This is a genomic window from Erwinia sp. (assembly GCF_049696395.1).
In the GTDB taxonomy this organism is placed as follows: Bacteria; Pseudomonadota; Gammaproteobacteria; order Enterobacterales; family Enterobacteriaceae; genus Erwinia.
The window spans coordinates 1-25,664 of the sequence record NZ_JBAVTT010000138.1; the positions used below are offsets into that span (position 1 = coordinate 1).

The window sequence follows — 25,664 nt, forward strand, 5'->3', positions numbered from 1 at the left end:
GAGGAAAATATGTATTACAAAATGTAAAAATCACGGAACTTTGTGAAGCATCTCTAAATTTACAAAAATAAAAAAAGGCCAGCTAGGCTGACCTTGAATATATATATGAATTTCTTATATTTAATGCGGAAAATCAGAAGGTGGCGTTACGCGGCGTTCTTGGGAAGGCGATAACATCTCTTACATTTTGCACACCAGTGACATAGGCGATTAATCTTTCGAAACCTAAACCGAAACCTGAATGAGGAACGGTGCCGTAACGACGTAAGTCACGATACCACCAGTAATCTTCTTTATTCAGACCCATCTCGGCCAGGCGAGCATCCAGCACGTCCAGACGCTCTTCACGTTGAGATCCCCCGATAATTTCACCAATACCTGGGGCCAGAACGTCCATCGCCGCCACGGTTTTACCGTCGTCGTTCAGGCGCATATAAAAAGCTTTGATATCTTTCGGATAGTTTTTAACCACTACCGGCGCTTTAAAGTGTTTTTCCGCCAGGTAACGCTCGTGTTCAGAAGAGAGATCGATACCCCAGGAGACGGCATTTTCAAACTTCTCGCCGCAGGCGATCAGGATCTCAACCGCTTCGGTGTAATCCACCTGAGCAAAATCTGTGGTTACAAAACGTTCAAGGCGAGAGATGGCATCTTTGTCTACACGCTCGGCGAAGAACTCCATATCATCACGACGCTCTTCCAGCACGGCTTTGAAGACATACTTCAGCATGGCTTCGGCCAGGGCCGCATTATCTTCCAGGTTGGCAAAAGCAATTTCCGGCTCCAGCATCCAGAATTCCGCCAGGTGACGGCTGGTGTTGGAGTTTTCTGCACGGAAGGTTGGACCAAAGGTATAGATTTTGGAGATAGCGCTGGCGTAAGTCTCACCGTTCAACTGGCCGGAGACGGTCAGGAAGGCTTCTTTACCGAAGAAATCTTCGTCAAAATTCACTTTGCCTTCAGGCGTGCGCGGCAGGTTTTCCATATCCAGCGTGGACACGCGGAACATTTCGCCAGCACCTTCGGTATCCGAAGCGGTGATCAATGGGGTGGAAACCCAGAAGAAGCCCTGCTCATCAAAGAAGCGGTGCAACGCTTGCGCCAGGGTATGGCGAACACGCGCCACGGCACCAATCAGGTTGGTACGTGGGCGCAGGTGGGCCACTTCGCGCAGGTATTCAATGCTGTGGCGTTTGGCGGCCATTGGGTAAGTATCAGGATCATCAACCCAACCAACCACTTCTACAGCGGTGGCCTGGATTTCAAAGCTCTGACCTTCGCCAGGGGATTCCACCACTTTGCCCGTAATGACAACAGAGCAGCCGGTGGTCAGTCGCAGTACTTCGTCCTGATAATTATTCAGAGAATTATTGACGACAGCCTGGACGGGATTAAAGCAGGAGCCGTCATATACGGCGATGAAAGAAATACCAGCTTTTGAATCTCTTCTTGTACGTACCCAACCGCGTACGGTGACTTCACTGTCAACCGCGACCCGGCCTTGCAGTACATCCGCTACAGGCACAACGCTCATAAAAGTCTCTCACTATTAATCAGGATTAGGAAAAATACCCCGGATTTGGGGTAGTGCTATGTTACTTGCCGACTGGCGAGACACAAGAAGAATTCGTTGTTCTGCGGGAGATTTATTAGGGGAATTGCAGGAAAGAAAAGAGAAGAGGCTGAAGCTCTTCTCTTTTTATTGCGGCACTAACTGGCTTTTTTCACCAGCGGCAGATCGAAGGCTTTACGTAAGGCGCGGACAAAGGCTTTATCCTGGCAAATGGTTTTGCCTGGGCTGTCCGACAGTTTGGCTACCGGTTTGCCGTTACATTCCACCAGCTTGATCACAATGTTAAGGGGGGTTATCTGAGGAATATCGCAGGTCAGTTTGGTGCCGATGCCAAAAATCACGTCCACGCGCTGGCCAAACTGGCGGTAAAGCGCCACGGCTTTCTCAAGATCGAGATTATCGGAGAACACCAGCGTTTTGCTGCGAGGATCGATACCCAGATGCTCATAATGCGCAATGGCCTTTTCGCCCCATTCAAACGGGTCGCCAGAGTCATGGCGCAGGCCCTGATAACTGGTGGCAAAATTTTGGCCGAAGTCACGCAGGAAAGCATCCATGGTAATGCAGTCAGTCAGCGCAATACCCAAACGGTCAGGGTATTCATCCAGCCAGGCCTGCAAAGCTGCACGCTGGCTGTTAGCCAGCACCGGGCTAATCTGCTGATGAGCCTGGAACCATTCATGAGCCTGAGTGCCAACGGGCGCGATAGTCAGCTGTCGGGCAACATCGTAGTTACTGGAGCCAACCAACCACGGGAACTCCTGCTGAAGCGTGCTGACGATAGCCAGCTGCACATCGCGCGAGAAGCGGCGACGCGTACCAAAGTCCATCAGCTTAAAGCGGGACATATCCAGCTCGGCCGTTAATTCTTTGAAATCAGCCAGCTTGCTTTGCAGGTGCGTCACGGCCATTTCTGGCGTAACCAGCGGCGAACGATGGCGATGAACCACTTCACTGATCAGCGCCAGCAGCGGCACTTCCCACATGATAACGTCCAGCCAGCTGCCGCTGATGCGAATATCCAGTTTGCCCTGGTGGTTACGCACCACAACCGTTGACGGGTCATAACGGTATTCTCGCAGCCAGGCCAGATAATCCGCCTTAAAGAAGGGCAGGCCAGCAAGGTAATCAGCTTCTTCGTCAGTCAGTGCCAGCGACTGCATGGTCGCTATCTGCCGGACAATTTCATCTGCATAAATGCCCAGCAGGTCATCACCACGGCAGCGAAACTCAGCCACCACAGAAACGTTCCGATAACGATGGAACACTGCTTGCTGCATATGCAGCTTATAGGCATCCGTGTCCAACAAGGTGGTCAGGATCGGGGTAGCATGTCGAGTCATGGTGCGTTTCAGCATCCTCTGGCGAAGAGCGTTATCCCTGGTTCAAAAAGTGGAAAAGACGCTGGAGTATAACTTGAATACTCGTTTAGTGAAGCTGATCACAACACATTACCGCGGATCAGGTCGAGGGCAATCTGTGCGCTTGTTAATGAAATGTAGCTTTTCAGGCTAAAGACCCCGCCCTGTCGCGATTCAACGTGGCAACATCGGGCTAACAGGAATAGACTTGAAAAGGTTAACTAATTATCGACGTGAGAAGGACTTATGACGCAACTGCCACAAGCCAAAAATCGCCATGATTACCGTGCTCCGGATTACACCATCACGGATATCGACCTGACTTTTCTCCTGGATGCCAGCACCACGCAGGTGACCGCCATCAGCCGCGTAAAAAGGTTGGGGGCTGAAGGAGCAGAACTGCGTCTTGACGGTGAAGACCTGAAGCTGGTCTCACTGGAGGTTGACGACCAGGCCTGGTCACAGTACCGGCTGGAAGAGGGCGCTCTGATCCTTGAGCAACTGCCGGAAGCCTTTACGCTGAAAATCGTCAACGAGATCCACCCGGATAAAAATACCGCGCTGGAAGGGCTGTATAAATCAGGGGAAGCGCTCTGTACCCAATGTGAAGCTGAAGGCTTCCGCCATATTACCTGGTATCTTGATCGCCCTGACGTACTGGCGCGCTTTACCACCACGATTGTGGCAGAGAAGGCGCTTTATCCATATTTACTGTCAAACGGCAACCGTATCGATGCCGGACAGATGGAAGATGGTCGTCACTGGATGAAGTGGGAAGATCCGTTCCCGAAACCTTGCTATCTGTTTGCGGTGGTAGCGGGTGACTTCGATGTGCTGCGTGACAGCTTCAAAACCCGTTCAGGCCGCGATGTGGCGCTGGAAATCTTTGTCGATCGTGGCAACCTCGATCGCGCTGACTGGGCGATGACCTCGCTGAAAAACAGCATGAAGTGGGATGAAGAGCGTTTCGGTCTGGAGTACGACCTGGACATCTTTATGATCGTCGCGGTGGACTTCTTCAACATGGGCGCGATGGAGAATAAAGGACTTAACGTCTTTAACTCCAAATATGTGCTGGCGAAGGCAGAAACCGCTACCGACAAAGATTACCTCGGCATTGAAGCGGTGATCGGCCATGAATATTTCCACAACTGGACCGGCAACCGTGTGACCTGCCGCGACTGGTTCCAGCTCAGCCTGAAAGAGGGGCTGACGGTGTTCCGCGATCAGGAATTCAGCTCCGATCTGGGATCCCGCGCGGTCAACCGTATCGATAACGTGCGCATCATGCGCGGTGCTCAGTTTGCCGAAGATGCCAGCCCAATGGCGCATCCAATCCGCCCTGAGCAGGTGATCGAAATGAATAACTTCTACACCCTGACGGTGTATGAAAAGGGGTCAGAAGTGATCCGCATGCTGCATACCTTACTGGGCGAAGAGAACTTCCAGAAAGGCATGCAGGTCTATTTCGAACGTCACGATGGCAGCGCCGCAACCTGCGACGATTTTGTGCAGGCTATGGAAGATGCGTCCAACGTTGATTTGTCGCAGTTCCGCCGCTGGTACAGCCAGTCTGGCACGCCAATTGTTTCGATTCGCGATGACTACAACCCGGAACTGGAACAGTATACGTTGCACGTCACGCAGAGAACGCCAGCTACAGCCGATCAAAAAGAGAAGCTGCCGCTGCACATCCCGCTGGACATTGAACTGTATGATGGCGAAGGCAAGGTGATCCCTCTGCAGCATAATGGCCATCCGGTACATAACGTGCTGAATGTGGTCGACGAGTTCCAGAGCTTCGTGTTCGACAATGTTTATTTCCAGCCTGTTCCTTCGCTGCTGCGTGAATTCTCCGCGCCGGTAAAACTGGACTATAACTGGAGCGATGCGCAGTTAACCTTCCTGATGCGTCATGCCCGCAATGACTTTGCCCGCTGGGATGCTGCTCAAAGCCTGATGGCGACTTACATCAAGCTGAATGTGGCCCGCCATCAACAGGGGCAGCCGCTTTCCGTTCCTCTGCATGTTGCTGATGCTTTCCGCGCGGTGCTGCTGGAAGAGAACAGCGATCCGGCGTTGATGGCGTTAATTCTTACGCTGCCTGGTGAGAATGAGATAGCCGAGCTGTTTGAGACTATCGATCCTCAGGCTATTTCTGACGTGCGTGAATCGTTGGTGCGCCTGCTGGCAACCGAGCTGGCTGACGAATGGCTGGCGGTTTATCACGCCAATCAGAGCGGCGAATACCGTATTGAGCATGCTGACATTGGTAAGCGTTCACTGAAAAATGTTTGTCTGGGTTATCTGGCCTTTGGCGAGGTTGAGCTGGCCGATAAGCTGGTTCAAGCCCAGTTTAAGCAGGCGAATAATATGACCGATTCGCTGGCGGCGATGGCGGCTTCTGTTGCGGCTCAGCTGCCTTGTCGTGAAAGTCTGCTGATGGCATTTGATGAGCGTTGGCATAAGGATGGCCTGGTCATGGATAAATGGTTTGCCCTGCAGGCCACCAGCCCGGCACCGGATGTGCTCAACCGTGTTCGTGCGCTATTAAGCCACCGCTCATTTACCTTGAGCAATCCAAACCGTATCCGTTCGTTGATAGGGGCTTTCGCTTCGGCGAATCCGTCGGCGTTCCATGCTGCCAATGGCAGCGGTTATCAGTTCCTGGTGGAAATTCTGACCGATCTGAACACGCGCAACCCGCAGGTTGCCGCACGCATGATCGAGCCGTTGATCCGCCTGAAACGCTACGATGCTGGTCGTCAGGCGCTGATGCGCAAAGCGCTGGAGCAGTTGAAAGGGCTGGACAAGCTTTCGGGTGACCTTTACGAGAAAATCAGTAAAGCCCTGAGTGCCTGAGTAAGCTGAAGAGAAAAGGATAAGGGGCGAGATTCGCCCCTTTTTTTAGCGTTGTGCGTAGCGTTTTTCCGCTTCAAACGGGCTGCGCTTCATCACCCGATCCAGAACTTCTGCTTCAAGTTCCGCCAAACGCACAGAGCCTTTACGTCTTGGGCGGGGCAAATCAACCAGCAGATCCAGCCCGATATTCCCTTCTTCTATTAGCAGAACCCGATCGGCCATTGCCACAGCTTCGCTGACATCATGAGTGACCAGCAACACGGTAAAGTTGTGCTTCTGCCAAAGCGACTCAATCAGATCCTGCATTTCGATGCGAGTTAAAGCATCCAGCGCGCCCAGCGGTTCATCCAGCAGCAATAAACCCGGACGATGGATCAGCGCGCGAGCCAATGCCACTCGTTGCTTCTGGCCACCAGAGAGGGCAGCAGGCCACTCTTTCGCCCGGTCAGCCAGTCCTACGGCTTCAAGTGCTTCCAGCGCCGCGGCTTTCCAGCTTTTGCCTTTCAGGCCTAATCCGACATTATCAATCACGCTTTTCCAGGGCAGCAGGCGGGCATCCTGAAACATCAAACGAGTGTCGTCTCTGGCTTCACTGAGCGGTGCATTGCCCGCAAGCAGCGCCCCGGATGAGGTTTTTTCCAGGCCAGCAAGCAGACGCAGCAGCGTACTTTTGCCACATCCGCTGCGGCCCACAACCGCGACAAACTGACCAGAAGGAATATGCAGATCGATATTGTTTAATACCGTACGGCCTTTGTACTGCTTGCTGACGCTGTTGATCACCAGTGGCGTGCCGGCATTCAGGCGAGCCGGAGAAGCGGTTAATTCGCTCATGCGTTATCCTCTTTCAGTTGATAAGCCGGATGCCAGCGCAACCAGACACGTTCCAGTAGCTGCGCGCTGACATCGGCCAGTTTACCGAGCAGGGCATAAAGGATGATCGCCACCACGACCACATCGGTTTGTAAAAACTCACGGGCATTCATCGCCAGATAGCCAATGCCTGAACTGGCGGAAATGGTCTCGGCCACGATCAGCGTCAGCCACATCAGTCCCAGCGCAAATCGGACGCCGACCATGATGGAGGGCAGGGCGCCAGGCAATACCACCTGAATAAACAGGCTCCAGCCGGAAAGGCCGTAGCTGCGAGCCATCTCTACTAAGCCATGGTCAATATTACGGATGCCGTGATAGGTGTTCAGATAGATGGGAAACATCGTGCCCAGAGCAACCAGGAAGATCTTGGCTGACTCATCGATGCCAAACCACAGGATCACCAGCGGGATCAGCGCCAGATGCGGCACGTTACGCAACATCTGTACTGACGTATCCAGCAATCTTTCTCCCAGGCGCGACATGCCGGTGATCAGCCCCAGGATCAGACCAATCGATCCGCCTATGCCAAAACCGATAGCGGCACGCCAGCTGCTGATAGCCAGGTTTTGCAGCAGTTCACCGCTTACCGAAAGCTTCCAGAAGGTCACGACAATCGCCTCGGGCGAGGGCAGAATGCGGGTTGAGAGCCAGCCAGTCTGGGAAGCAATCTGCCAGACCAGAATTAACAGGGCGGGAAGAGCCCAGGGCACCAGCCCGTTCCCGACACGAGTAAGCTGCTTTTTCATCTTCACCTCTAACTCTGTGACACTTTTTGTGGGGCAAAATCGTGAGCCACCGCTTCGCCATGAGCCATCACTGACCCCGGCTGCGGAATTTCCGGCACCGCCAAATCCAGATGAGGGAACAACAGTTCGCCTACGCGGTAGGCTTCCTCAAGGTGCGGATAGCCAGACAGAATGAAGGTTTCAATACCCAGGTCGGCATATTCCTGCATTCTGGCCGCTACTGTTTTACCGTCGCCGACTAATGCTGTGCCAGCACCCCCACGAACCAGACCGACCCCAGCCCAGAGATTTGGGCTGATTTCCAGCTTGTCACGACTGCCGCTGTGCAACGCTCGCATGCGCTGCTGGCCTACCGAATCTGTTTTAGCCAGAGCAGCCTGGGCTTTGGCAATTGTGGCATCATCAAGATGAGAAATAAGACGATCGGCAGCCTGCCAGGCTTCTTCATTGGTTTCACGCACAATCACATGCAGGCGAATGCCAAACTTCACTTTGCGCCCTTGTGCTGCCGCTTTCGCCTGCACCTGAGCAATTTTCTCTTTCACCTGAGCGGGAGGCTCGCCCCATGTCAGATAGACATCAACCTGTTCTGCTGCCAGATCCTGCGCGGGGTCCGAAGAGCCACCAAACCATAAAGGCGGGCGAGGTTGCTGAATGGGTTTGAACATTAATCGAGCGCCACGAACGTGAACATGCTTGCCTTCGTAGTCGACCGTTTCGCCTTCCAGCACCCGACGCCAGACGCGAGTAAATTCAGCAGACTCTTCATAGCGTTCTTTATGGTCGAGGAACACGCCATCACCGGCCAGCTCTTCGGCGTCGCCGCCAGTCACCAGGTTGAATAACGCCCGGCCATTTGACAGCCGGTCTAAGGTGGCAGCCTGGCGAGCGGCCTGAGTAGGTGAAATCACGCCAGGACGTAAGGCCACCAGGAAGCGTAAGCGTTGGGTTACCGGGATCAGGGAGGCGGCAACCAGCCAGGCATCTTCACACGAACGGCCAGTGGGGATCAGCACGCCGCCAAAACCCAGACGATCCGCTGCCTGAGCGATCTGCTGCAGATAACCGTGATCGACCGGACGAGCACCCTCTGAAGTACCTAAATACTGCCCATCACCGTGGGTAGGTAAAAACCAGAAAACGGAAAGGCTCATGTTGGGACTCCTTATTAGTTAGCGCTGCTGGCGTGCCAGATACGGTCGGCAATCTCGACTTTTACCGGCATTAAATGGCTGGCATAAAACAGGTCTGCCGTTTGTTGCTGGGCTTTGGCTGTCCGATCACTGACCGGGCCGATTGAAGTAGGGGGACGATGATCCAGATAGCTGGCAATCACCGGCTTGGGCAAGCCCATCGCCTGCGACAGCAGATCGATACTCTGGCTTCGGTCACTTAAAGTCAGGGCATCAGCCTTGCTGAAGGTAGCCAGTACTTGAGTAATAAAGGTGCCATTGGCTTCGGTAAACGGTCGGGTAGCCAGATAAAATGAGCCAGTCTGATTTAGCTGGCTGCCATCGGTCAGGACTCTGACGCCACCTTGCAGCAGGGCCGCAGAGTAGTAAGGGTCCCAGATTGCCCAGGCATCTACATCACCCTGCTGGAAGGCGGCTCGTGCATCGGCAGGCGTCAGATAAGCTGGCTGGATATCGCTGAACTTTAAGCCGGCTTTTTCCAGCGCGCGCAGCACTAAGTTGTGTGAGCTGGAGCCTTTCTGAAAGGCGACCTTATGGCCTTTAAGATCGGCCACGGTTTTATACGGGCTGTCTTTCGCCACCAGAATCACTTCGGCTTTCGGCTTCGGCGGTTCCACGCCTACATACAGTAAGTCTGCTCCGGCAGCCTGAGCAAAAATGGGGGGGATATCCCCGGTGCTGCCCAGATCAATGCTGTTGACGTTTAGCGCCTCCAGCATTTGGGGGCCCGCCGGGAACTCTACCCATTTGATTTGGGTGTGGGGAAAACGCTGTTCCAGCAGGTGATGAGATTTAGCTAACACCATGCTCACAGACCCTTTCTGATAACCAATGCGGAAGGTTTTCGGTGCCTCTGTTTCTGCGGCGAAAACGCTACTCGCCAGCACGCTGCTCAGCGTTAAAGCGGAGAGGATCCTTGTAAAAAAAGTCATCAACGGCTCCTTAAACGGCCAAAGCCAGCGGCTGATGGCGACGAGCCAGAGCAGACCAGAAGGTGTCTATGGACTCGTTGATACGGTCGCGAAGCACAGGGGAAAGCTCCGGCTGGCGGTCGTAATCCGTTATCTGTGAATCATCAGCGAACACGCCGTGCAGCACTTCCTGCGCCTTCAGCGCATTCAGAACAGGCTTGAGGGCATAATCTACAGCCAGCATATGAGCAACCGTTCCACCGGTAGCCAGCGGCAGCACAACTTTATGTTCAAGGGCGCGCTCTGGAAGCAGGTCCAGCAGCGTTTTCAGTGCGCCAGAAAAAGAGGCTTTATAAACTGGGGTGGCAACAATCACCCCATCCGCTTGCTCAAGATCTTCTTTTAAAGCCAGCAGAGCAGGCGAATCGAAGCGGGCATACAGCAGGTCTTCAGGCACGAAGTTATGCAGATTCCACGGAATAACCTCGACACCGCGCTGTTCAAGCAGGCGCTGGCAAACAGTTAACAGGGCAGTGGAACGAGATGGGTAGCGAGGACTTCCCGCCAGAGTAATAACGCGCATAACCTCTCCTTATAACTAAAAGTTATTGAACTGACTTATTCTGGAACCGATGGAACTATCCTGACAGACGGGCAGGGGAGGCTTAAATGATTTATCTGGCATAGAAAAGTTGATTAGCGGATATAAAAGCGTTCCGGGCGCTTAAGCTGGCACTATCGTTTTACTTTCACGGCAAAGAACTTTACCATTTTGCCCCGCACCTGCAGCGTCACTGCGCCGTCATTGACTGGCATCACAGCCCTCCAACGGTTCCACAGTATAAAAAGGGGAGAAGCGGCGAGACGTGACGGTAAAACGCAGTTTTCAGGGTTAGTATCGCCAGACGATATCAACTGTTTGTCCTTTCCAGCCTGAGAGTCTCGGGCATTCAGGAGCGACCATGTATTACCCCTTTGTCCGTAAGGCCCTTTTTCAGCTTGATGCTGAGCGCGCCCATGAACTGACGCTCAGGCAGCTGCATCGCGTTACCGGTACCCCTTTAATGCACCTGGTTCGCCAGTCACTGCCTTTTAAGCCGGTGAACTGTATGGGACTGACCTTTAAGAATCCGCTGGGCCTGGCCGCAGGACTGGATAAAAACGGCGAGTGTATTGATGCTTTTGGGGCGCTGGGCTTCGGTTCGATTGAAATTGGCACCGTGACGCCAAGAGCACAGGACGGTAACGATAAGCCAAGAATGTTCCGCGTGCTGGAAGCCGAGGGCATCATCAATCGCATGGGGTTCAATAACCACGGCGTGGATAACCTGGTAGAGAACGTCAAAAAATCGCATTTCGATGGCGTGCTGGGGATCAACATTGGCAAGAATAAAGACACACCGGTTGAGAACGGCAAAGACGATTATTTAATCTGCATGGAGAAGATCTATCCTTATGCGGGTTACATCACGGTAAATATCTCCTCCCCGAACACCCCAGGATTACGTACGCTGCAATATGGCGAGGCGCTGGATGATCTTTTGATTGCGGTCAAACAGAAACAGAAAGATCTTGAAATGATTCATCACAAATATGTTCCTGTTGCGGTGAAGATCGCGCCGGATCTTTCTGAAGAAGAGTTGATCCAAATTGCCGACAGTCTGGTGCGTCATAATATTGATGGTGTGATTGCCACCAATACTACGCTCGATCGTTCTCTGGTTGAGGGACTTAAGCACGCTGGAGAAGCCGGTGGATTAAGTGGGCGTCCGGTGCAATTGCGCAGCACAGAAATTATTCGCCGCCTGTCGCATGAACTGCAAGGCAAGCTGCCTATTATAGGTGTGGGTGGCATTGATTCGCTGGTTTCAGCCCGTGAGAAAATGGCGGCGGGTGCCTCATTGATCCAAATCTATTCCGGCTTTATTTACAAAGGTCCGCCGTTGATAAAAGAAATTGTGACCCACATCTAAGCTAATTCTTAGCTAAACAAGCCAGGGGCTTTATTTTCGCCGCTGGCTCGTTTATATTTTATCCTGTTTAAACATTATTCAGACTATTTTGGCTTGCGGTTGGATTGACGTAACTTTTCAAATCCAGCGTTCGTCCAGTAAATAGCGGCCATTTTTATTACTACAGGACCCATCATGAGAATTAAACCTGACGACAGCTGGCGCTGGTTTTTCGATGTAGATCACGATCGCATGATGCTGGATCTGGCTGACGGAATGCTGTTCCGTTCGCGCTTTCCTCGTAAGATGCTGACGCCTGATGCTTTTGATACTTCAGGGTTTTGTGTCGATGACGCCGCACTTTTTTTCAGTTTTGAAGAGAACTGCCGCCGTTGTGAACTGAATGTGGATCAGCGTGCTGAACTGGTGCTGAACGCCCTGGTCGCCTGCCGTTTCCTCAAGCCGTTAATGCCGAAAAGTTGGCACTTCGAAACCCATCGCCACAGCGGTTGGGTTCCGGCGGAAGGTGAACTGGTCAATGTGAAGCTGTGTGAAAACGGTGAACAGGCTAGTCTGCTGGTGATAGAAAGCGGAGAAAATGCGGCACTCTGTTTGCTGGCTCAGCCACAGCTGACGTTAGCAGGGCGCGGAATGGTGTTAGGAGATGCGATCAAAGTGATGAACGATCGTCTTCAGCCCCGGCAGCAGTCTGAATCTCTTCCTTACGCCAGGGCTGTTTAAGGTTATTGCGTCAGGACCAGGTCGCCGGCTGGAATACAGCTGCAGCTGAGGATCCTGCCGTTATCACGCACAGCCCCTTTTTTCATCGGACTGACTTCGCCTGACACCAGATTTACATGGCAACTGCCACAAATTCCGGCCCGGCAAGAGTACGGAATGCGGAACCCCTGCATTTCCAGCTGCTCCAGAAGTATCTGCTGATTGTTGCCCTGAAAAGTGTCCCCCTGCCAGCTGATAGTGACGCTTTCCGCACTGTTACTGACCACGTCCAGCGACTCAACGACCTGGCCTGCGCTATAAGGGCGTGGGGGCTTGCTGGCCAGAACCTGAAGTTCGTCGCCTACCCGCATGATGCCGCTGTTTCTGGCAATCAGGTTGAGACCAAAATCAATGTCTCCGCTGCCGTCTGTGGCGGTGCGGAACTTTTGCAGCGTGACCAACGGCTCTCCGCTTGGGTGTTTACGCCCTTTCTCCGGGCTAACGGTGGTCAGCACGCAACGGCTGCAAGGTTTTGGCACATCAAAAAGGACGTCACCAATCCGTACGGTTGACCAGCTGTCTTCAGCCCAGGCCGTGGCGCCTGTGACCACAAGGTTTGGCCGGAACTGTTCCAGCTTGATCCCTGCCGGACAGCGCTGACGCAAATCCTGCAAAGAGGCTTCATTTATAAGCAGGAACGGAAAGCCATCGGCAAAGCCCAACGGAACCTGCTCAAAGCGTTTAACCCGGCGGGACATTTGCGGGCCAACCCAGCGCAGTTGCACCGGGCGAGGGAAGAAGCCACTGAGCCACTCGTTGATAGCCGCTGGTGCAATGAGGGAAGTGAACACATTTCCCCAGACTTCCGTTGGCGCTTGCCGATCGGCGAAGTCGGCCAAACGGATCGTGGCGCTGGTGCCATCTGGAGCCGAAAGAGACAGACCTTCAGGGATCAATGCTGGCGTGAAAAGAACCATTTCCGGATACTGGCGGGCGGTAATAAAGGTGCCATCCTCGTCCGTGATCATAAAGACACGGTCAAAGGCCAGCCCACTCTCCAGTGCCTGTGCATGGGAAACCTGGGTTCCCCGCAACGACTTCACCGGATGAATGAACAGACGAGACAGGCTAATCATGGTGCCCTCCAGGCAAATAAAGAGGAAAAAAGCGTCTTCAGGCAAGAAAAGCGGCGGGGTACCTGAGGAAAAGAAGCTAACTTTATGACATGTGCCTGCGATTAGCTATAATGCGCAGCAATTTTCTGACGACGATAAGTGACACTATGAATTCTCTGTTTGCCAGTACGGCGCGTGGGCTCGAAGAGCTGTTAAAAAGTGAACTGGAAGCGATGGGGGCCGAGGGCTGCCAAATCGTCCAGGGCGGCGTACATTACCAGGGTGACGATCGTCTGATGTACCAAAGTCTGATGTGGAGCCGTCTGGCTTCGCGCATCCTGCTGCCGCTGACCGAATGCGGTGTTTACAGTGACCTGGACCTCTATCTTGGTGTGCAGGCTATCGACTGGCCGGCGATGTTCGGCAGTGATAAAACGTTTGCGGTGCATTTCAGCGGTCTGAACGAAGTTATCCGTAACAGCCAGTACGGCGCGTTAAAAGTAAAAGACGCCATTGTGGACAGCTTCACCCGCAAAGGCTTTGCGCGCCCTGACGTTGACCGCGAGCAGCCAGATATCCGTGTTAACGTCTGGCTGAACAAAGATACTGCCAGCATTGCGTTGGATCTGAGTGGTGAAGGCCTGCATCAGCGTGGTTATCGCCAACAAACCGGTCAGGCTCCGTTAAAAGAGAACCTGGCCGCCGCCATCGTATTGCGCTCGGGCTGGCAGGTTGGAACGCCGCTGGTGGATCCTATGTGTGGATCGGGAACCCTGTTGATTGAAGCCGCGATGATCGCCAGCGATCGTGCCCCAGGCTTGCATCGTCCACATTGGGGCTTTACCGGCTGGTCCAAATTTGACCCGGAACTGTGGCGTGAAGTGACCAGCGAAGCACAGGTTCGTGCCAAACGCGGTGTGCAGGAAACTCCGTCTCGCTTTTATGGCTATGACAATGACTCACGCGTGCTTGAACGTGCGATTGCCAATGCCCGTCGCGCAGGAATGGCCGACATCATCAGCTTTACCGTGCAGGAAGTGCAGAAGCTGAGCAACCCACTGCCAGAAGGACCCACCGGGACAGTGGTGAGCAACCCCCCTTACGGTGAGCGTATGGACAGCGAACCCGCGCTGATTGCTCTGCACAGCCAGCTGGGCCGCCTGATGAAAAGCCACTTCGGCGGCTGGAATCTGTCGCTGTTCAGCGCCTCTCCGGAACTGCTTAGCTGCCTGCAGCTGCGTGCTGACCGTCAGTTCAAAGCGAAAAACGGTCCACTGGACTGCGTACAGAAAAACTATCAGCTGGCGGTGAACCCTTCTGCAGCTGCCGGTGGGCAGGTTGCGGAAGATTATGCTAACCGCCTGCGTAAAAACATCAAGAAGCTGGAAAAGTGGGCTCGTCAGGAAGGGATTGAATGTTACCGCATTTATGACGCCGACCTGCCTGACTACAACGTAGCCGTCGATCGTTACGGCGACTGGGTTGTCGTTCAGGAGTATGCAGCGCCAAAAACCGTTGAACCTGCCAAAGCCCGTCAGCGCCTGTTCGATGTCATTTCAGCCACGCTGCACGTGCTGGAATTGCCTTCTGACAAGCTGGTACTGAAAACCCGTGAGCGTCAGAAAGGGAAAAGCCAGTATCAGAAAATGGACGAGAAGGGCGATTTCTTCGTAGTTAGCGAATTCAATGCCAAAATGTGGGTCAATCTGACCGACTATCTGGATACCGGTCTGTTCCTGGATCACCGCATTGCCCGTAAGATGCTCGGCAAGATGAGCAAAGACAAAGACTTCCTTAACCTGTTTGCTTACACCGGCAGTGCCAGTGTTCATGCGGGATTGGGCGGCGCACGCAGCACGACCACGGTGGATATGTCGCGTACCTATCTGGAGTGGGCTGAACGCAATCTGCGACTGAACGGCTTAACGGGCCGTCAGCACCGCCTGATGCAGGCCGACTGCCTGGGCTGGCTGAGCGAGTCGACCGAACAGTTCGACCTGATCTTTATCGATCCGCCAACCTTCTCTAACTCCAAGCGCATGGAAGAGAGTTTCGAGATCCAGCGCGATCATCTGCTGCTGATGAAAGATTTGAAAAGGCTGCTGCGTAAAGGCGGCACCATTATGTTCTCTAACAATAAACGCGGTTTCAAAATGGACCACGACGGCCTGGCCGGGCTGAATCTTGTTGCACAGGATATCACCGCCAAAACCCAGTCGCAGGATTTTGCCCGTAATCGTCAAATACATAACTGCTGGCTGATCGCTCACGCCGGTAAGGAATAAGTTTTTATGTCATTAATTAGTATTCATGGTGCGTATCTCTCTTTCAGTGATGCCCCGTTGTTGGATAACACCGAACTGCACATCGAAGAAAATGAGCGGGTCTGTCTGGTAGGTCGTAACGGCGCGGGTAAATCCACGCTGATGAAAATCATTAACCGCGAGCAGGCGCTCGATGATGGTCGCATCATTTATGAGCAGGACCTGGTTGTTTCACGTCTGCAGCAGGATCCTCCGCGGAATGTGGAAGGTTCTGTCTATGATTTCGTGGCCGAAGGCGTCAACGAGCAGGCCGAATACCTGAAGGCTTACCACGCGATTTCGCATCTGGTGATGACCGATCCTAGTGATAAAAACCTCAATGAAATGGGGCGTCTGCAAACCATTCTGGATCATCAGAATCTGTGGCAGTTGGAAACGCGTATTCATGATGTGTTGAAGCAGATCGGCCTGGATCCAGATGTGCCGTTGTCTTCACTGTCTGGCGGCTGGCTGCGTAAAGCCGCGCTGGGCCGGGCACTGGTCAGCAACCCGCGTGTGTTGATGCTGGATGAGCCAACCAACCACCTGGACATCGAAACCATCGACTGGCTGGAAGGGTTCCTGAAAACCTTCCAGGGCAGCATTATCTTTATTTCCCACGACCGTTCCTTTATCCGCAATATGGCTACCCGTATTGTCGATCTGGATCGTGGCAAGTTAGTCTCCTGGCCTGGCGATTACGACCTGTACCTGCTGAGCAAAGAAGAAGCGCTGCGCGTTGAAGAGATGCAGAATGCCGAATTCGACCGCAAACTGGCGCAGGAAGAAGTGTGGATCCGCCAGGGCATCAAAGCTCGTCGCACGCGTAACGAAGGTCGTGTCCGTGCGCTGAAAGCGTTGCGTAACGAGCGTTCAGAACGCCGTGAAGTGATGGGCAAAGCCAATATGCAGGTTGAGGAAGCTTCCCGCTCCGGCAAAATTGTCTTTGAGATGGAAAATCTTCACTACAGCGTGGACGGCAAACAACTGGTGCGTGATTTCAGCGCTCAGGTTCAGCGTGGCGATAAGATTGCCCTGATTGGATCCAACGGCTGCGGTAAAACGACCCTGTTGAGGCTGATGCTGGATGAGCTGAAGGCCAGCAGTGGCCGCGTGCACATCGGGACAAAACTCGAAGTCGCTTACTTTGACCAGCACCGTGCCGATCTGGATCCTGACCGCACGGTAATGGACAACCTGGCCGAAGGTAAGCAGGAAGTGATGGTTAACGGTAAGCCGCGCCATGTTCTCGGTTACCTGCAGGAGTTCCTGTTCCATCCTAAACGTGCAATGACGCCAGTGCGTGCATTGTCAGGGGGGGAGCGTAACCGCCTGTTGCTGGCCCGTCTCTTCCTGAAGCCAAGTAACCTGCTGATCCTCGATGAACCGACCAATGACCTGGATGTGGAAACGCTGGAACTGCTGGAAGAGTTGGTTGACGGTTATCAGGGCACCGTATTGCTGGTAAGCCACGATCGTCAGTTCGTGGATAACACCGTGACTGAATGCTGGATCTTTGAAGGCAACGGTGAGATTGGTGCCTTTGTCGGTGGCTACCATGATGCTCAGCGTCAGCGTGCAGCCTATAAGCAGACTCGTTCTCTGGGCAAACCTGCTCCGTCAGCGCGTCAGGAAAATGCCAAAGCAGAGCCAGAAAAACGTGCCGTTAATAAGCTAAGCTATAACTTACAGCGTGAACTGGAACAGCTGCCACAGAAAATGGAAGCGCTTGAAAGCCAACTTGAAACCCTGCAGGCCAAAGTGGCAGACGGTGATTTCTTCAGTCAGCCTCATGATGTGACGCAACCCTTGCTGGATGCGCTTGCCGTTGCTGAGCAGGAACTGGAAGTGGCGTTTGAACGCTGGGAATATCTGGAGTCGTTGAAAAACGGCTGATGCTTAAGCAAGAGGTCGTTTATGTGTTCATCGTACCACGCTGATCAATGGATGCTCTGCCCGCAGTGTGACCTGATGACACAACTGCCGGAACTGAAACCGGGTAGCAAAGCCAGCTGCCCGCGTTGCGAAACCACGCTAACAGCTAACTGGGTAGAGCCGCAAAAGCGGCCTACCGGTTATGCGCTGGCGGCGTTGTTTATGCTGGTTCTGGCTAACCTGTTCCCGTTCGTCAATATGCGCGTGGCGGGACTGAGCAGCGAAATAACGCTGTTGCGTATTCCTCAGGTGATGGTTTCTGAGGATTACAACAGTCTGGCTACGCTGTTTATGGTCTTTGTGCAGGCGGTGCCTGCGGTGTGTATGGTAGCTATTCTGCTGCTGGTCAATCCCTTCCGCTTACCCTTGCCGCTGAAAAAGAGCCTCTCTCGCATGCTGTTTCAGATCAAGACCTGGGGAATGTCAGAGATTTTTCTGGCAGGGGTTTTGGTCAGCTTCGTGAAGCTGATGGCTTACGGCAATATCGGCATCGGTGCCAGCTTTGTGCCCTGGTGTCTGTTTTGTGTGCTGCAGCTCAGGGCTTTTCAATGTGTGGACCGTCGCTGGTTATGGAACCACATTGAGCCGCTTCCCGCGCTGCCTTCCAAACCTGTTCCTGCGATCAGCGGTATTCATCAGGGATTAAGGTCCTGCCGTTGCTGTACCGCTATTCTCCCGGTCGATCAGTACACCTGCACCCGCTGCGGGACGAAGGGTCATGCCCGCCGTAAGAACAGTTTACAATGGACTATGGCGCTGCTGGTCACCTCGATTGTGCTGTATATCCCGGCCAATTTGTTGCCGATAATGATTACCCAGGCGTTGGGCACCAAAATCACCTCGACCATTATGGCCGGAGTGGTGTTGCTGTGGAGCGAAGGCTCGTTCCCGGTGGCGTTGGTGATCTTCATTGCCAGTATCATGGTTCCGTCACTGAAAATGATGGCGATTGGCTGGCTGTGCTGGGATGCGAACCATAAAGGCGAAACCCAACACGACAGCGAACGGATGCACAAGATTTATGAAGTGGTAGAGTTCGTGGGACGCTGGTCCATGATTGACGTGTTTGTCATTGCTGTGCTCTCTGCGCTGGTGCGCATGGGGCAACTGATGAGTATTTATCCCGCGACGGGGGCGCTGCTGTTTGCCATGGTTGTTATTCTGACTATGTTTGCAGCCATGACCTTTGACCCTCGTCTGACCTGGGATCGTGTACGTGAAAAAAGTCTTGAGGAGCCAAGCATTGAAGGAAAATAATCACGGCGTGGCGACGGTTGATCAAATCAAACGCTGGTCACCGGTCTGGATCATTCCCATTGTCACCGTATTGATCGGTGCGTGGATCCTGTTTTACCACTTTAGCCATCAGGGGCCATTGGTCACCTTGATCACCACGAATGCTGAAGGGATTGAAGGCGGTAAAACAGCCATCAAAAGCCGCAGTGTGGATGTGGGTGTCGTTGAAAGTGCAGTCTTAACCGACGATCTTCACCATGTAGAGATTACTGTCCGCCTGAACTCAGGTATGGAAAAACTGTTAAAAAGCGACAGTGCCTTCTGGGTAGTGAAACCAGCGATAGGGCGTGAGGGCGTTACCGGCCTCGGAACGCTGCTATCAGGGGCCTACATAGAATTGCAGCCGGGGACGAAAGGCGAGAGTAAAGAGAAATACGACCTGCTGGATTCGCCACCTCTTGCTCCACCAGATGCTAAAGGTATCCGGATCACGCTGGACAGTGCTAAAGCTGGCCAACTGAATCCTGGCGATCCGGTTCTCTTCCGTGGCTATCGCGTTGGGTCGGTGGAAACCAGCCATTTTGATGCCGACAAGCGCATGATGACTTATCAGCTGTTTATTGCCGCACCTTATGACCGCTTAATTACCACCAACGTCCGCTTCTGGAAAGACAGTGGCATCGCGGTGGATATGTCGGCTTCAGGTATGCGTGTTGAAATGGGCTCACTGACCACACTCTTTAGTGGCGGCGTAAGCTTTGATGTGCCTGACGGTTGGCAGCTGGGACAGGTTGCGCAGAACCAGGCGGAATATAAGCTGTTTGACGATCAGCGCAGTATTCAGGATTCCCTGTATACCGCCCATAAAGACTTCCTGATGTTCTTTACGGATTCAATCCGTGGTCTGCAGCCGGGCGCGCCAGTTGAATTCCGTGGCATACGTCTGGGTACCGTGGCAGAAGTGCCCTTTAAATCAGAATCTATTTCACAGCAGCTGGATACGGATTACCGCATCCCGGTATTGATCCGCATCGAGCCCGATCGTTTCCAGAGTATGTTGGGTAAAGATTTTGATATTGAACAGCACCTGAAAGACGGTATTCAGAATGGTCTGCGAGCTTCTCTGAAGTCGGCGAACCTGTTAACAGGGGCGTTGTATATCGATCTCGATTTCTATAAAAATGCGAAACCGTACACCGGACCGCGGAATTTGTCTGGCTATCAGCTGATCCCAACCGTGAGCGGTGGGCTGGCGCAAATCCAACAGAAATTGATGGATGCGCTGGACAAGATCAACAATCTGCCACTCAATCCGCTGTTGAATCAGGCTACCAGCACGCTGAAGCAAAGCCAGAAAACGGTGCAGGAACTGCAGAAAACCCTGGATAACATCAACCAGATCACCTCCAGCCAGTCGATGAAAGATCTGCCGGCCGATATGCAGAAAACGCTTCGTGAACTGAACAACAGTATGAAAGGCTTCCAGCCTGGTTCGCCTGCCTATAGCCGGTTGGTCGGTGATATGCAGCGACTGGATCAGGTCATGCGCGAACTGCAACCTGTACTGAAGACCTTGAACAGTAAGAGTAACGCCCTGGTGTTTGAAGCTAAACCAGGTCAGGACCCGCAGCCGAAGAGGGCGAAATAATGATGAAATGGATCCCCGTAGCCCTGGCTCTGGCGCTGTCTGCCTGTAGCAGCACGCCAGAAACAACCTACTATCAGCTGCCTGCGGGCGGCAAAGCGACCTCTACAAGCAGTCCTGCGGATGCCATTCGTCCGGCGGTGTTTGTTCAGCATGTTTCCGTGCCAGATTATCTGGCCGGAAACGGCCTGGTCTATCAAAGCAGCGATGTGAAGTATGTGATTGCCGCTAATAATCTGTGGGCCAGCCCGCTGGACCAGCAGTTGCATCAGACGCTGGTGACCAATCTGGGCGAAGCACTGCCAGGCTGGCTGGTTTCATCCAGCCAGTTGGGGCAACAGCAGGATACGCTCAACGTCAACGTCACGGGCTTCCAGGGTCGCTACGATGGGCAGGCGGTAATAAGCGGTGACTGGGTTCTGGAGCATCAGGGCCAGATCATCAAGCGCTCATTCGCGCTAACCTTGCCGCAAACGGAAGATGGTTACGATGCGTTAGTCAGAACGCTGGCTAAAGGATGGCAGCAGGAAGCGGGCGAAATCGCCAATGCGATCCGTGGCATTAATTAATACAATTTAATCTTTAGAGCTAAGCCCTTGATTGTCGAAAATTCAAATTTTCCGCAGTCAGGGGCTTTTTTTTGGCTTAACAGCGGCTTATTAGCAAAATGTGCGCTTATTTGCGCCCAGGATTTCCCCTGGTTTGTCACAGAACGATGACATTGGCGTGAAATTTGCGCATTGATCTTTGGACCAGTTGGCGGTAGAACTTATGAGTGGTTACGCAGAAAGCGACCATTGATTTCTTTCCACCAGATTCCACCTGACCTGAAGAGAGGATTACAGGCATGATGAAGAGACAGAAACGAGATCGGCTAGAACGGGCACACTCACGAGGTTATCAGGCCGGTATAACCGGACGCTCGAAAGAAATGTGTCCCTATCAATTGATAGATGCGAAATCTCACTGGTTGGGAGGTTGGCGACAAGCCATGGAGGACAGGACGGTTACTGTGTAATCTGACTGTTCACTGTAGTAACGAAAAGAACCTCCGCCGAAGCGGAGGTTTCTGTTTAGTGCTCAGGATTAAAAAGCAGTCGTATCTTTGAACAAACCCACTTTCAAATCTGTAGCGGTATAAATCACGTGACCGTCTACCAGCACTTCACCGTCTGCCACACCCATCACCAGCTTGCGATTGATCACACGCTTAAAGTGAATGCGGTAAGAAACTTTCTTCGCGGTTGGCAGTACCTGGCCAGTGAATTTGACTTCACCCACACCCAGAGCACGACCTTTACCTTCAGCGCCTAACCAGCCGAGATAGAAGCCAACCAGCTGCCACATGGCATCCAGACCGAGACAACCAGGCATTACCGGGTCGCCAATAAAGTGACAGCCAAAGAACCACAGGTCCGGATTGATATCCAGCTCGGCTTCAACGAAACCTTTCCCGTAGTTACCGCCGTCTTCAGTCATTTTGACCACGCGGTCCATCATCAACATATTGCCAGACGGTAACGGTGGGCCTTCAGCGCCGAACAGCTCACCACGACCAGAGGCAATCAGGTCTTCTTTTGTATAGGAGTCGCGTTTATCTACCATGTTCTCAATATGCCTTATTTTAATGAGTCACGAAGTCTAGCTTACAGCTGTAAGCTGAACAAGTCCGATCAGCTGTGGTTAAACCAGTTTAACCAGCGAAACGGCCACGGACGATGACGTCCTTCCTGCTGATTCATCAGAGCGATACGCTCCTGGATAGTACGTAGCAGGCAAGGACCCTCTTCTTTATCCCACTCTGCACCGGTCAGGATCGGTAAGGCTTCTTCCACACTGCTGACTGCCCAGATATGGAATTTTCCTTCCCGAACCGCATCAACAACGTCTTGCTGCAACGACAGGTGGCGAACGTTTGCCAGAGGCATAATGACCCCCTGCGTTCCGTTAAGCGTTCGCTGATGACAGATGTGGAAAAATCCTTCGATTTTTTCGTTCAGTCCGCCGACTGGCTGCACCCGACCGAATTGATCGACAGAACCCGTCACGGCGATTTGTTGCGTCAGCGGCTGGCCTGAGAGGGCACTTATCAATGCGCAAAGCTCTGCCAGTGAGGCGCTGTCGCCGTCCACTTCTGAATAGGATTGCTCAAATACGATGGAGGCCGAGAAGGGCAGCTGCTGCTCAAGTTCCAGCTCAGCGATCAGCCAGGCTTGCATAATCATCATGCCTTTAGCATGAATGTTACCGCCTAACTCTGCCTTGCGCTCGACGTCGTTGAATTCACCGTCGCCAACATGCACTACACAGCTGATCCTTGAAGGCTCGCCGAAAGCACGCGGATGGCCAGGAAACTCGATCACTGACAGGGCATTAATCTGACCGATCATTGTCCCTTCGGTTTCGATCAGGATTTGATCGAGCAGGATCTCATCGCGCACACGTTCCGCGAGGAAGCCTTCACGCCACGAACGAGTCTCCAGCGCGGTTTGCAGCTGCTCTCCATTGACCGATTCGTCCGGGCTGTACATGGCCGCTTCCAACAGTTGCCGGGTGATCCAGGAAGGATCCAGTGGCAACGTATCCTGATCGCCAGTGTAACGGGCGGCTTCGCGGATCAGCACCGGCCAGAAGTCTTCAGCAATAGGACCGTAGCCTTCGCTGGCGGCAATGTTCAACACCCATTTCACCCACAGGCTGAACTCTTCGCCATCTACAATCTGGATATTCTCTTCGAATTCCGCGTAGAGGCAGAGTGCAGCCATCTCAGGTTCCATTTCCTGAAAATCTGCCAGCACGTCACGATCGCCAGTCAGGACCAGACGAAACTGCACTGGCATTGAAGGGATAGCTACCGGTAAAGGGCGGGTTTCATCAGGAGAGTGCCAGTCAAAGCGCTGTGTAGTGAGGATTTGTTTAATGCGCAGCCATAAAATGGGTTGTGCAATTAACGTTCGCAGCGACAAAATTACTGTGCCGCCGTTGGCCCTGTGAACCAGCCCGGGTTCAAGTGTCAGCTGGTTGTTGTACCAGCGAACACAGCCTAAAAGCTGTTCTGCCTCAATCCAGTCTGCACGATGGATGCCGCCAGTGCTGGCGAAGTTATCCTGTTCCGTCTCTGCCGGACGCCAGGTTACCGACATTCCTTCGATCTGGTAATGGCCTCCCTGTAAGGTCACCTCATCATCTTCTGTGAGGGCGGTAAGGACATCTTGCAGTAAAGCCTGATATTCGACGTTCTCAGCTGTTTTGATCAGCATCAGCGGCAATTTTGCCGGCGTTTGCTGCAGGAGACTCAGGCCATTAAACAGGCGTGATTGCACGGCATCAAAGCAGCTGGCGTCGTCTTCAGGCGCCTGCAGGAACAGGGGCTGAACGCTTTCTGTATCGGGCTGTAGGGCACGCCATTCAAGTCTGTTGTTGGTCAAAGTTATCGTATTTTTCTGAAATGAGTAAAAGCGGCATTATACAAGATTTCAGCCTGTTAAGCACCGTAGAGTGATACTTCAGACGATGTTCAGCTGCAGATTGCGATAACCAGCCCGTTTTCTCTACGGTATGCTTAAAAAAAGCTGTTATTCTAAACCCGTCACGAAATCAGCATGAGATTCCGATGAAATATCAGCAACTGGAAAATCTTGAAAGCGGTTGGAAATGGAAATACCTGGTGAAAAAGCACCGGGAGGGTGAAGCGATCACCCGATATCTTGAATACAGTGCGGCTCAGGTGGTGGTGGATGAACTGCTGGCGATGGAGAATCGTCCGGTAGATGTCTTAACCTGGATTGCTCAACACATTAATCCGGCACTCGAAAACCGGATGAAGCAAACCATTCGCGCCCGTCGTAAGCGTCATTTTAATGCTGAACATCAGCACACACGCAAAAAATCTATCGACCTGGAGTATCTGGTCTGGCAGCGCCTTGCTGGTCTGGCTCAACGGCGTAACAGCACGCTGTCTGAAACTATCGTGCAACTGATTGAAGATGCAGAGCGAAAAGAGAAGTACGCCAATCAGATGTCTTCGCTTAAACAAGATCTGCAGGCCATTCTCGGCAAGCCTGATTAATTTCTCAGCGTAAATTTTGCCGCCAGTCCGGTACACAAAAAAAAGTCCAAAAAAAAACCCCGCCGAAGCGGGGTTTTTTCATCAAAGAGAACTTAGCCCTGTGGCTGAGTTACAACATCTTTGATGCCTTTAACTTCGATTTCTACGCGACGATCCGGTGCCAGGCAATCGATCAGGGCATTACGGCCTTTCACGCTGTCACAGGTGTTGCCGGTAACTGGGTTAGATTCACCCATACCGCGTGCAGAGATCTTGTTAGCAGGGATGCCTTTAGAAACGAGGTAGTCAACTACTGACTGAGCACGTTTCTCGGACAGTTTCTGGTTGTACTGGTCAGAACCGATACGGTCTGAGAAGCCCATAACAACTACAGAACCATCTTTAGGATCCAGGGAGCTCAGCTGGGTGTACAGCTGATCCAGAGCCTGCTGACCTTCTGGCTTCAGGGAAGCTTTGTTGAAGGTGAACAGAACGTCTGATTTCAGAGTGAAACGCTTGGTTTCAACAACTGGCGCTGGCGCTGGAGCCGGAGCGACTACTGGAGCAGCAGCTTCGTCCTGACCGAAACGGTAAGACAGACCCAGTGCTAACATGCCGTTGTCTGGACGAGCGCCAACAGTCTGTGCATCACCAATGTTGTTAACCCACTGGTAGTCCAGGCGGGTAGCCCAGTTCTGAGTCAGTGCGTATTCAACACCAACTGCTGCCAGTGGAGAAACACCGGTATCGTGGTCGCTCTGACGGTTGCCAGTAGCCACGTTCTGCTGGGTAGAATCTGCACGCCATACCATGCCGCCCAGACGAGTGTACACGTCCAGATCGTCAGTGATTGGGTAGCTCAGTTTAGCAGCCAGCTGAATGCCCTGTGCTTTGAAAGCGCCGTTAGTTACGTTGCCTTTGTTAGGCATACGGCCTAACCAGTCATAACCCATTTCGAAGCCCAGGTATTGGTTCGCCTGGTAGCCACCGAAAGCACCTGCACCAAGCTGGCTTTCGTGAGTTGGGCCGTCGTTGTTTGCATAACCGTTACCGTAGTAACCAGTGTCATGGTACTGAGACCAACCCAGTTTTGCACCAGTATACCAGGTGTTATCTTTAGGAGCGGCCTGCGCTACGGTAGCGAAGCCAGCCAGTGCCACTGCAATTGCGATAGCTGTCTTTTTCATT

The 25,664-nt window shown here is 52.9% G+C and carries 21 protein-coding genes; 10 read left to right on the forward strand and 11 right to left on the reverse strand.

Going from position 1 to position 25,664, the window contains the following annotated elements:
* Nucleotides 1–133: 133 nt before the first annotated feature.
* Both asnS and pncB read right to left on the reverse strand, forming a co-directional pair.
* Nucleotides 134–1,534 (reverse strand): asparagine--tRNA ligase, encoded by a 1,401-nt coding sequence (asnS, locus tag WCC56_RS17050; RefSeq protein WP_424693525.1) that lies wholly within the window; start codon nucleotides 1,532–1,534, stop codon nucleotides 134–136.
* Between the two features lie 176 nt (nucleotides 1,535–1,710).
* Entirely contained in the window at nucleotides 1,711–2,916 is a 1,206-nt protein-coding gene (gene pncB, locus WCC56_RS17055; RefSeq protein WP_424693526.1) for a nicotinate phosphoribosyltransferase, read from the reverse strand.
* A 264-nt stretch (nucleotides 2,917–3,180) separates the two neighbouring features.
* Here pncB and pepN point away from each other — a divergent pair, with 264 nt between their 5' ends.
* Nucleotides 3,181–5,796 carry an aminopeptidase N gene (pepN, locus tag WCC56_RS17060; protein ID WP_424693527.1) on the forward strand — a complete coding sequence of 872 codons (2,616 nt, stop codon included), beginning with the start codon at nucleotides 3,181–3,183 and terminating at the stop codon, nucleotides 5,794–5,796.
* Nucleotides 5,797–5,841: 45 nt separating this feature from the next.
* Here the strand turns inward: pepN and ssuB are convergent, their stop codons facing one another.
* The 5 genes from ssuB to ssuE are packed head-to-tail and all read right to left on the reverse strand — an operon-like array spanning nucleotide 5,842 to nucleotide 10,105.
* Nucleotides 5,842–6,630: an aliphatic sulfonates ABC transporter ATP-binding protein gene (ssuB, locus tag WCC56_RS17065; protein ID WP_424693528.1), complete on the reverse strand. Its 789-nt coding sequence runs from the start codon at nucleotides 6,628–6,630 to the stop codon at nucleotides 5,842–5,844.
* On the reverse strand, nucleotides 6,627–7,418 hold the full coding sequence (gene ssuC / locus WCC56_RS17070; protein WP_424693529.1) for an aliphatic sulfonate ABC transporter permease SsuC: 792 nt from the start codon (nucleotides 7,416–7,418) through the stop codon (nucleotides 6,627–6,629). The genes ssuB and ssuC overlap by 4 nt, the downstream gene beginning before the upstream one ends.
* A gap of 8 nt (nucleotides 7,419–7,426) precedes the next feature.
* Nucleotides 7,427–8,572 carry an FMNH2-dependent alkanesulfonate monooxygenase gene (ssuD, locus tag WCC56_RS17075; RefSeq protein WP_424693530.1) on the reverse strand — a complete coding sequence of 382 codons (1,146 nt, stop codon included), beginning with the start codon at nucleotides 8,570–8,572 and terminating at the stop codon, nucleotides 7,427–7,429.
* Between the two features lie 14 nt (nucleotides 8,573–8,586).
* On the reverse strand, nucleotides 8,587–9,543 hold the full coding sequence (locus WCC56_RS17080) for a sulfonate ABC transporter substrate-binding protein (protein WP_424693531.1): 957 nt from the start codon (nucleotides 9,541–9,543) through the stop codon (nucleotides 8,587–8,589).
* Nucleotides 9,544–9,553: 10 nt separating this feature from the next.
* Nucleotides 9,554–10,105 carry an NADPH-dependent FMN reductase gene (ssuE, locus tag WCC56_RS17085; protein WP_424693532.1) on the reverse strand — a complete coding sequence of 184 codons (552 nt, stop codon included), beginning with the start codon at nucleotides 10,103–10,105 and terminating at the stop codon, nucleotides 9,554–9,556.
* A 379-nt stretch (nucleotides 10,106–10,484) separates the two neighbouring features.
* Between ssuE and pyrD the strand changes: the two genes are divergently transcribed.
* Together pyrD and WCC56_RS17095 are read left to right on the forward strand one after the other, a co-directional pair.
* Nucleotides 10,485–11,495, forward strand: a complete 1,011-nt coding sequence (gene pyrD, locus WCC56_RS17090) for a quinone-dependent dihydroorotate dehydrogenase (protein WP_424693533.1) — start codon at nucleotides 10,485–10,487, stop codon at nucleotides 11,493–11,495.
* 174 nt (nucleotides 11,496–11,669) lie between these two features.
* Nucleotides 11,670–12,215 (forward strand): cell division protein ZapC, encoded by a 546-nt coding sequence (locus WCC56_RS17095; RefSeq protein WP_424693534.1) that lies wholly within the window; start codon nucleotides 11,670–11,672, stop codon nucleotides 12,213–12,215.
* A gap of 2 nt (nucleotides 12,216–12,217) precedes the next feature.
* Here WCC56_RS17095 and WCC56_RS17100 read toward each other — a convergent pair whose 3' ends face one another.
* Nucleotides 12,218–13,330 (reverse strand): YcbX family protein, encoded by a 1,113-nt coding sequence (locus WCC56_RS17100; protein WP_424693535.1) that lies wholly within the window; start codon nucleotides 13,328–13,330, stop codon nucleotides 12,218–12,220.
* Nucleotides 13,331–13,476: 146 nt separating this feature from the next.
* Between WCC56_RS17100 and rlmKL the strand changes: the two genes are divergently transcribed.
* From rlmKL to rmf, 6 genes are all read left to right on the forward strand, one after another.
* The gene (gene rlmKL, locus WCC56_RS17105; RefSeq protein ID WP_424693536.1) at nucleotides 13,477–15,594 is read left to right on the forward strand and encodes a bifunctional 23S rRNA (guanine(2069)-N(7))-methyltransferase RlmK/23S rRNA (guanine(2445)-N(2))-methyltransferase RlmL; all 2,118 of its coding nucleotides are present in this window, start codon (nucleotides 13,477–13,479) and stop codon (nucleotides 15,592–15,594) included.
* A 6-nt stretch (nucleotides 15,595–15,600) separates the two neighbouring features.
* Nucleotides 15,601–17,508, forward strand: coding sequence for an ABC transporter ATP-binding protein (locus WCC56_RS17110; protein ID WP_424693537.1), 1,908 nt, complete (start codon nucleotides 15,601–15,603; stop codon nucleotides 17,506–17,508).
* A 21-nt stretch (nucleotides 17,509–17,529) separates the two neighbouring features.
* Nucleotides 17,530–18,804, forward strand: coding sequence for a membrane integrity-associated transporter subunit PqiA (gene pqiA, locus WCC56_RS17115; protein WP_424693538.1), 1,275 nt, complete (start codon nucleotides 17,530–17,532; stop codon nucleotides 18,802–18,804).
* Nucleotides 18,791–20,431, forward strand: a complete 1,641-nt coding sequence (gene pqiB, locus WCC56_RS17120; protein ID WP_424693539.1) for an intermembrane transport protein PqiB — start codon at nucleotides 18,791–18,793, stop codon at nucleotides 20,429–20,431. Before pqiA ends, pqiB begins: the two co-directional genes overlap by 14 nt.
* Complete coding sequence (pqiC, locus tag WCC56_RS17125; RefSeq protein ID WP_424693540.1) at nucleotides 20,431–20,997, forward strand: membrane integrity-associated transporter subunit PqiC; 567 nt, start codon at nucleotides 20,431–20,433, stop codon at nucleotides 20,995–20,997. The genes pqiB and pqiC overlap by 1 nt, the downstream gene beginning before the upstream one ends.
* A 281-nt stretch (nucleotides 20,998–21,278) precedes the next feature.
* Complete coding sequence (rmf, locus tag WCC56_RS17130; protein WP_424693545.1) at nucleotides 21,279–21,446, forward strand: ribosome modulation factor; 168 nt, start codon at nucleotides 21,279–21,281, stop codon at nucleotides 21,444–21,446.
* Between the two features lie 68 nt (nucleotides 21,447–21,514).
* Here the strand turns inward: rmf and fabA are convergent, their stop codons facing one another.
* On the reverse strand, nucleotides 21,515–22,033 hold the full coding sequence (fabA, locus tag WCC56_RS17135; RefSeq protein WP_424693541.1) for a bifunctional 3-hydroxydecanoyl-ACP dehydratase/trans-2-decenoyl-ACP isomerase: 519 nt from the start codon (nucleotides 22,031–22,033) through the stop codon (nucleotides 21,515–21,517).
* 68 nt (nucleotides 22,034–22,101) lie between these two features.
* Nucleotides 22,102–23,856 (reverse strand): AAA family ATPase, encoded by a 1,755-nt coding sequence (locus WCC56_RS17140; protein WP_424693542.1) that lies wholly within the window; start codon nucleotides 23,854–23,856, stop codon nucleotides 22,102–22,104.
* A 185-nt stretch (nucleotides 23,857–24,041) separates the two neighbouring features.
* Here WCC56_RS17140 and matP point away from each other — a divergent pair, with 185 nt between their 5' ends.
* A complete protein-coding gene (matP, locus tag WCC56_RS17145; protein ID WP_424693543.1) occupies nucleotides 24,042–24,497 on the forward strand; it encodes a macrodomain Ter protein MatP in 456 nt (151 codons plus the stop codon).
* A 92-nt stretch (nucleotides 24,498–24,589) separates the two neighbouring features.
* On the opposite strand, the gene ompA is transcribed toward matP, so the two are convergent.
* Nucleotides 24,590–25,663 carry a porin OmpA gene (gene ompA / locus WCC56_RS17150; protein ID WP_424693544.1) on the reverse strand — a complete coding sequence of 358 codons (1,074 nt, stop codon included), beginning with the start codon at nucleotides 25,661–25,663 and terminating at the stop codon, nucleotides 24,590–24,592.
* Between the last annotated feature and the right edge of the window lies 1 nt (nucleotide 25,664).

Excerpts from the sequence above, each read along its gene's own strand:
- pepN (WP_424693527.1), top strand. The coding sequence starts at position 3,181 with ATGACGCAACTGCCACAAGCCAAAAATCGCCATGATTACCGTGCTCCG.
- fabA (WP_424693541.1), bottom strand. The coding sequence starts at position 22,033 with ATGGTAGATAAACGCGACTCCTATACAAAAGAAGACCTGATTGCCTCT.
- WCC56_RS17110 (WP_424693537.1), top strand. The coding sequence starts at position 15,601 with ATGTCATTAATTAGTATTCATGGTGCGTATCTCTCTTTCAGTGATGCC.
- pyrD (WP_424693533.1), top strand. The coding sequence starts at position 10,485 with ATGTATTACCCCTTTGTCCGTAAGGCCCTTTTTCAGCTTGATGCTGAG.
- pncB (WP_424693526.1), bottom strand. The coding sequence starts at position 2,916 with ATGACTCGACATGCTACCCCGATCCTGACCACCTTGTTGGACACGGAT.
- ssuB (WP_424693528.1), bottom strand. The coding sequence starts at position 6,630 with ATGAGCGAATTAACCGCTTCTCCGGCTCGCCTGAATGCCGGCACGCCA.
- asnS (WP_424693525.1), bottom strand. The coding sequence starts at position 1,534 with ATGAGCGTTGTGCCTGTAGCGGATGTACTGCAAGGCCGGGTCGCGGTT.
- ssuC (WP_424693529.1), bottom strand. The coding sequence starts at position 7,418 with ATGAAAAAGCAGCTTACTCGTGTCGGGAACGGGCTGGTGCCCTGGGCT.
- pqiC (WP_424693540.1), top strand. The coding sequence starts at position 20,431 with ATGATGAAATGGATCCCCGTAGCCCTGGCTCTGGCGCTGTCTGCCTGT.
- WCC56_RS17095 (WP_424693534.1), top strand. The coding sequence starts at position 11,670 with ATGAGAATTAAACCTGACGACAGCTGGCGCTGGTTTTTCGATGTAGAT.
- ssuD (WP_424693530.1), bottom strand. The coding sequence starts at position 8,572 with ATGAGCCTTTCCGTTTTCTGGTTTTTACCTACCCACGGTGATGGGCAG.
- ssuE (WP_424693532.1), bottom strand. The coding sequence starts at position 10,105 with ATGCGCGTTATTACTCTGGCGGGAAGTCCTCGCTACCCATCTCGTTCC.
- matP (WP_424693543.1), top strand. The coding sequence starts at position 24,042 with ATGAAATATCAGCAACTGGAAAATCTTGAAAGCGGTTGGAAATGGAAA.
- ompA (WP_424693544.1), bottom strand. The coding sequence starts at position 25,663 with ATGAAAAAGACAGCTATCGCAATTGCAGTGGCACTGGCTGGCTTCGCT.
- WCC56_RS17080 (WP_424693531.1), bottom strand. The coding sequence starts at position 9,543 with ATGACTTTTTTTACAAGGATCCTCTCCGCTTTAACGCTGAGCAGCGTG.
- WCC56_RS17100 (WP_424693535.1), bottom strand. The coding sequence starts at position 13,330 with ATGATTAGCCTGTCTCGTCTGTTCATTCATCCGGTGAAGTCGTTGCGG.
- rmf (WP_424693545.1), top strand. The coding sequence starts at position 21,279 with ATGAAGAGACAGAAACGAGATCGGCTAGAACGGGCACACTCACGAGGT.
- rlmKL (WP_424693536.1), top strand. The coding sequence starts at position 13,477 with ATGAATTCTCTGTTTGCCAGTACGGCGCGTGGGCTCGAAGAGCTGTTA.
- pqiA (WP_424693538.1), top strand. The coding sequence starts at position 17,530 with ATGTGTTCATCGTACCACGCTGATCAATGGATGCTCTGCCCGCAGTGT.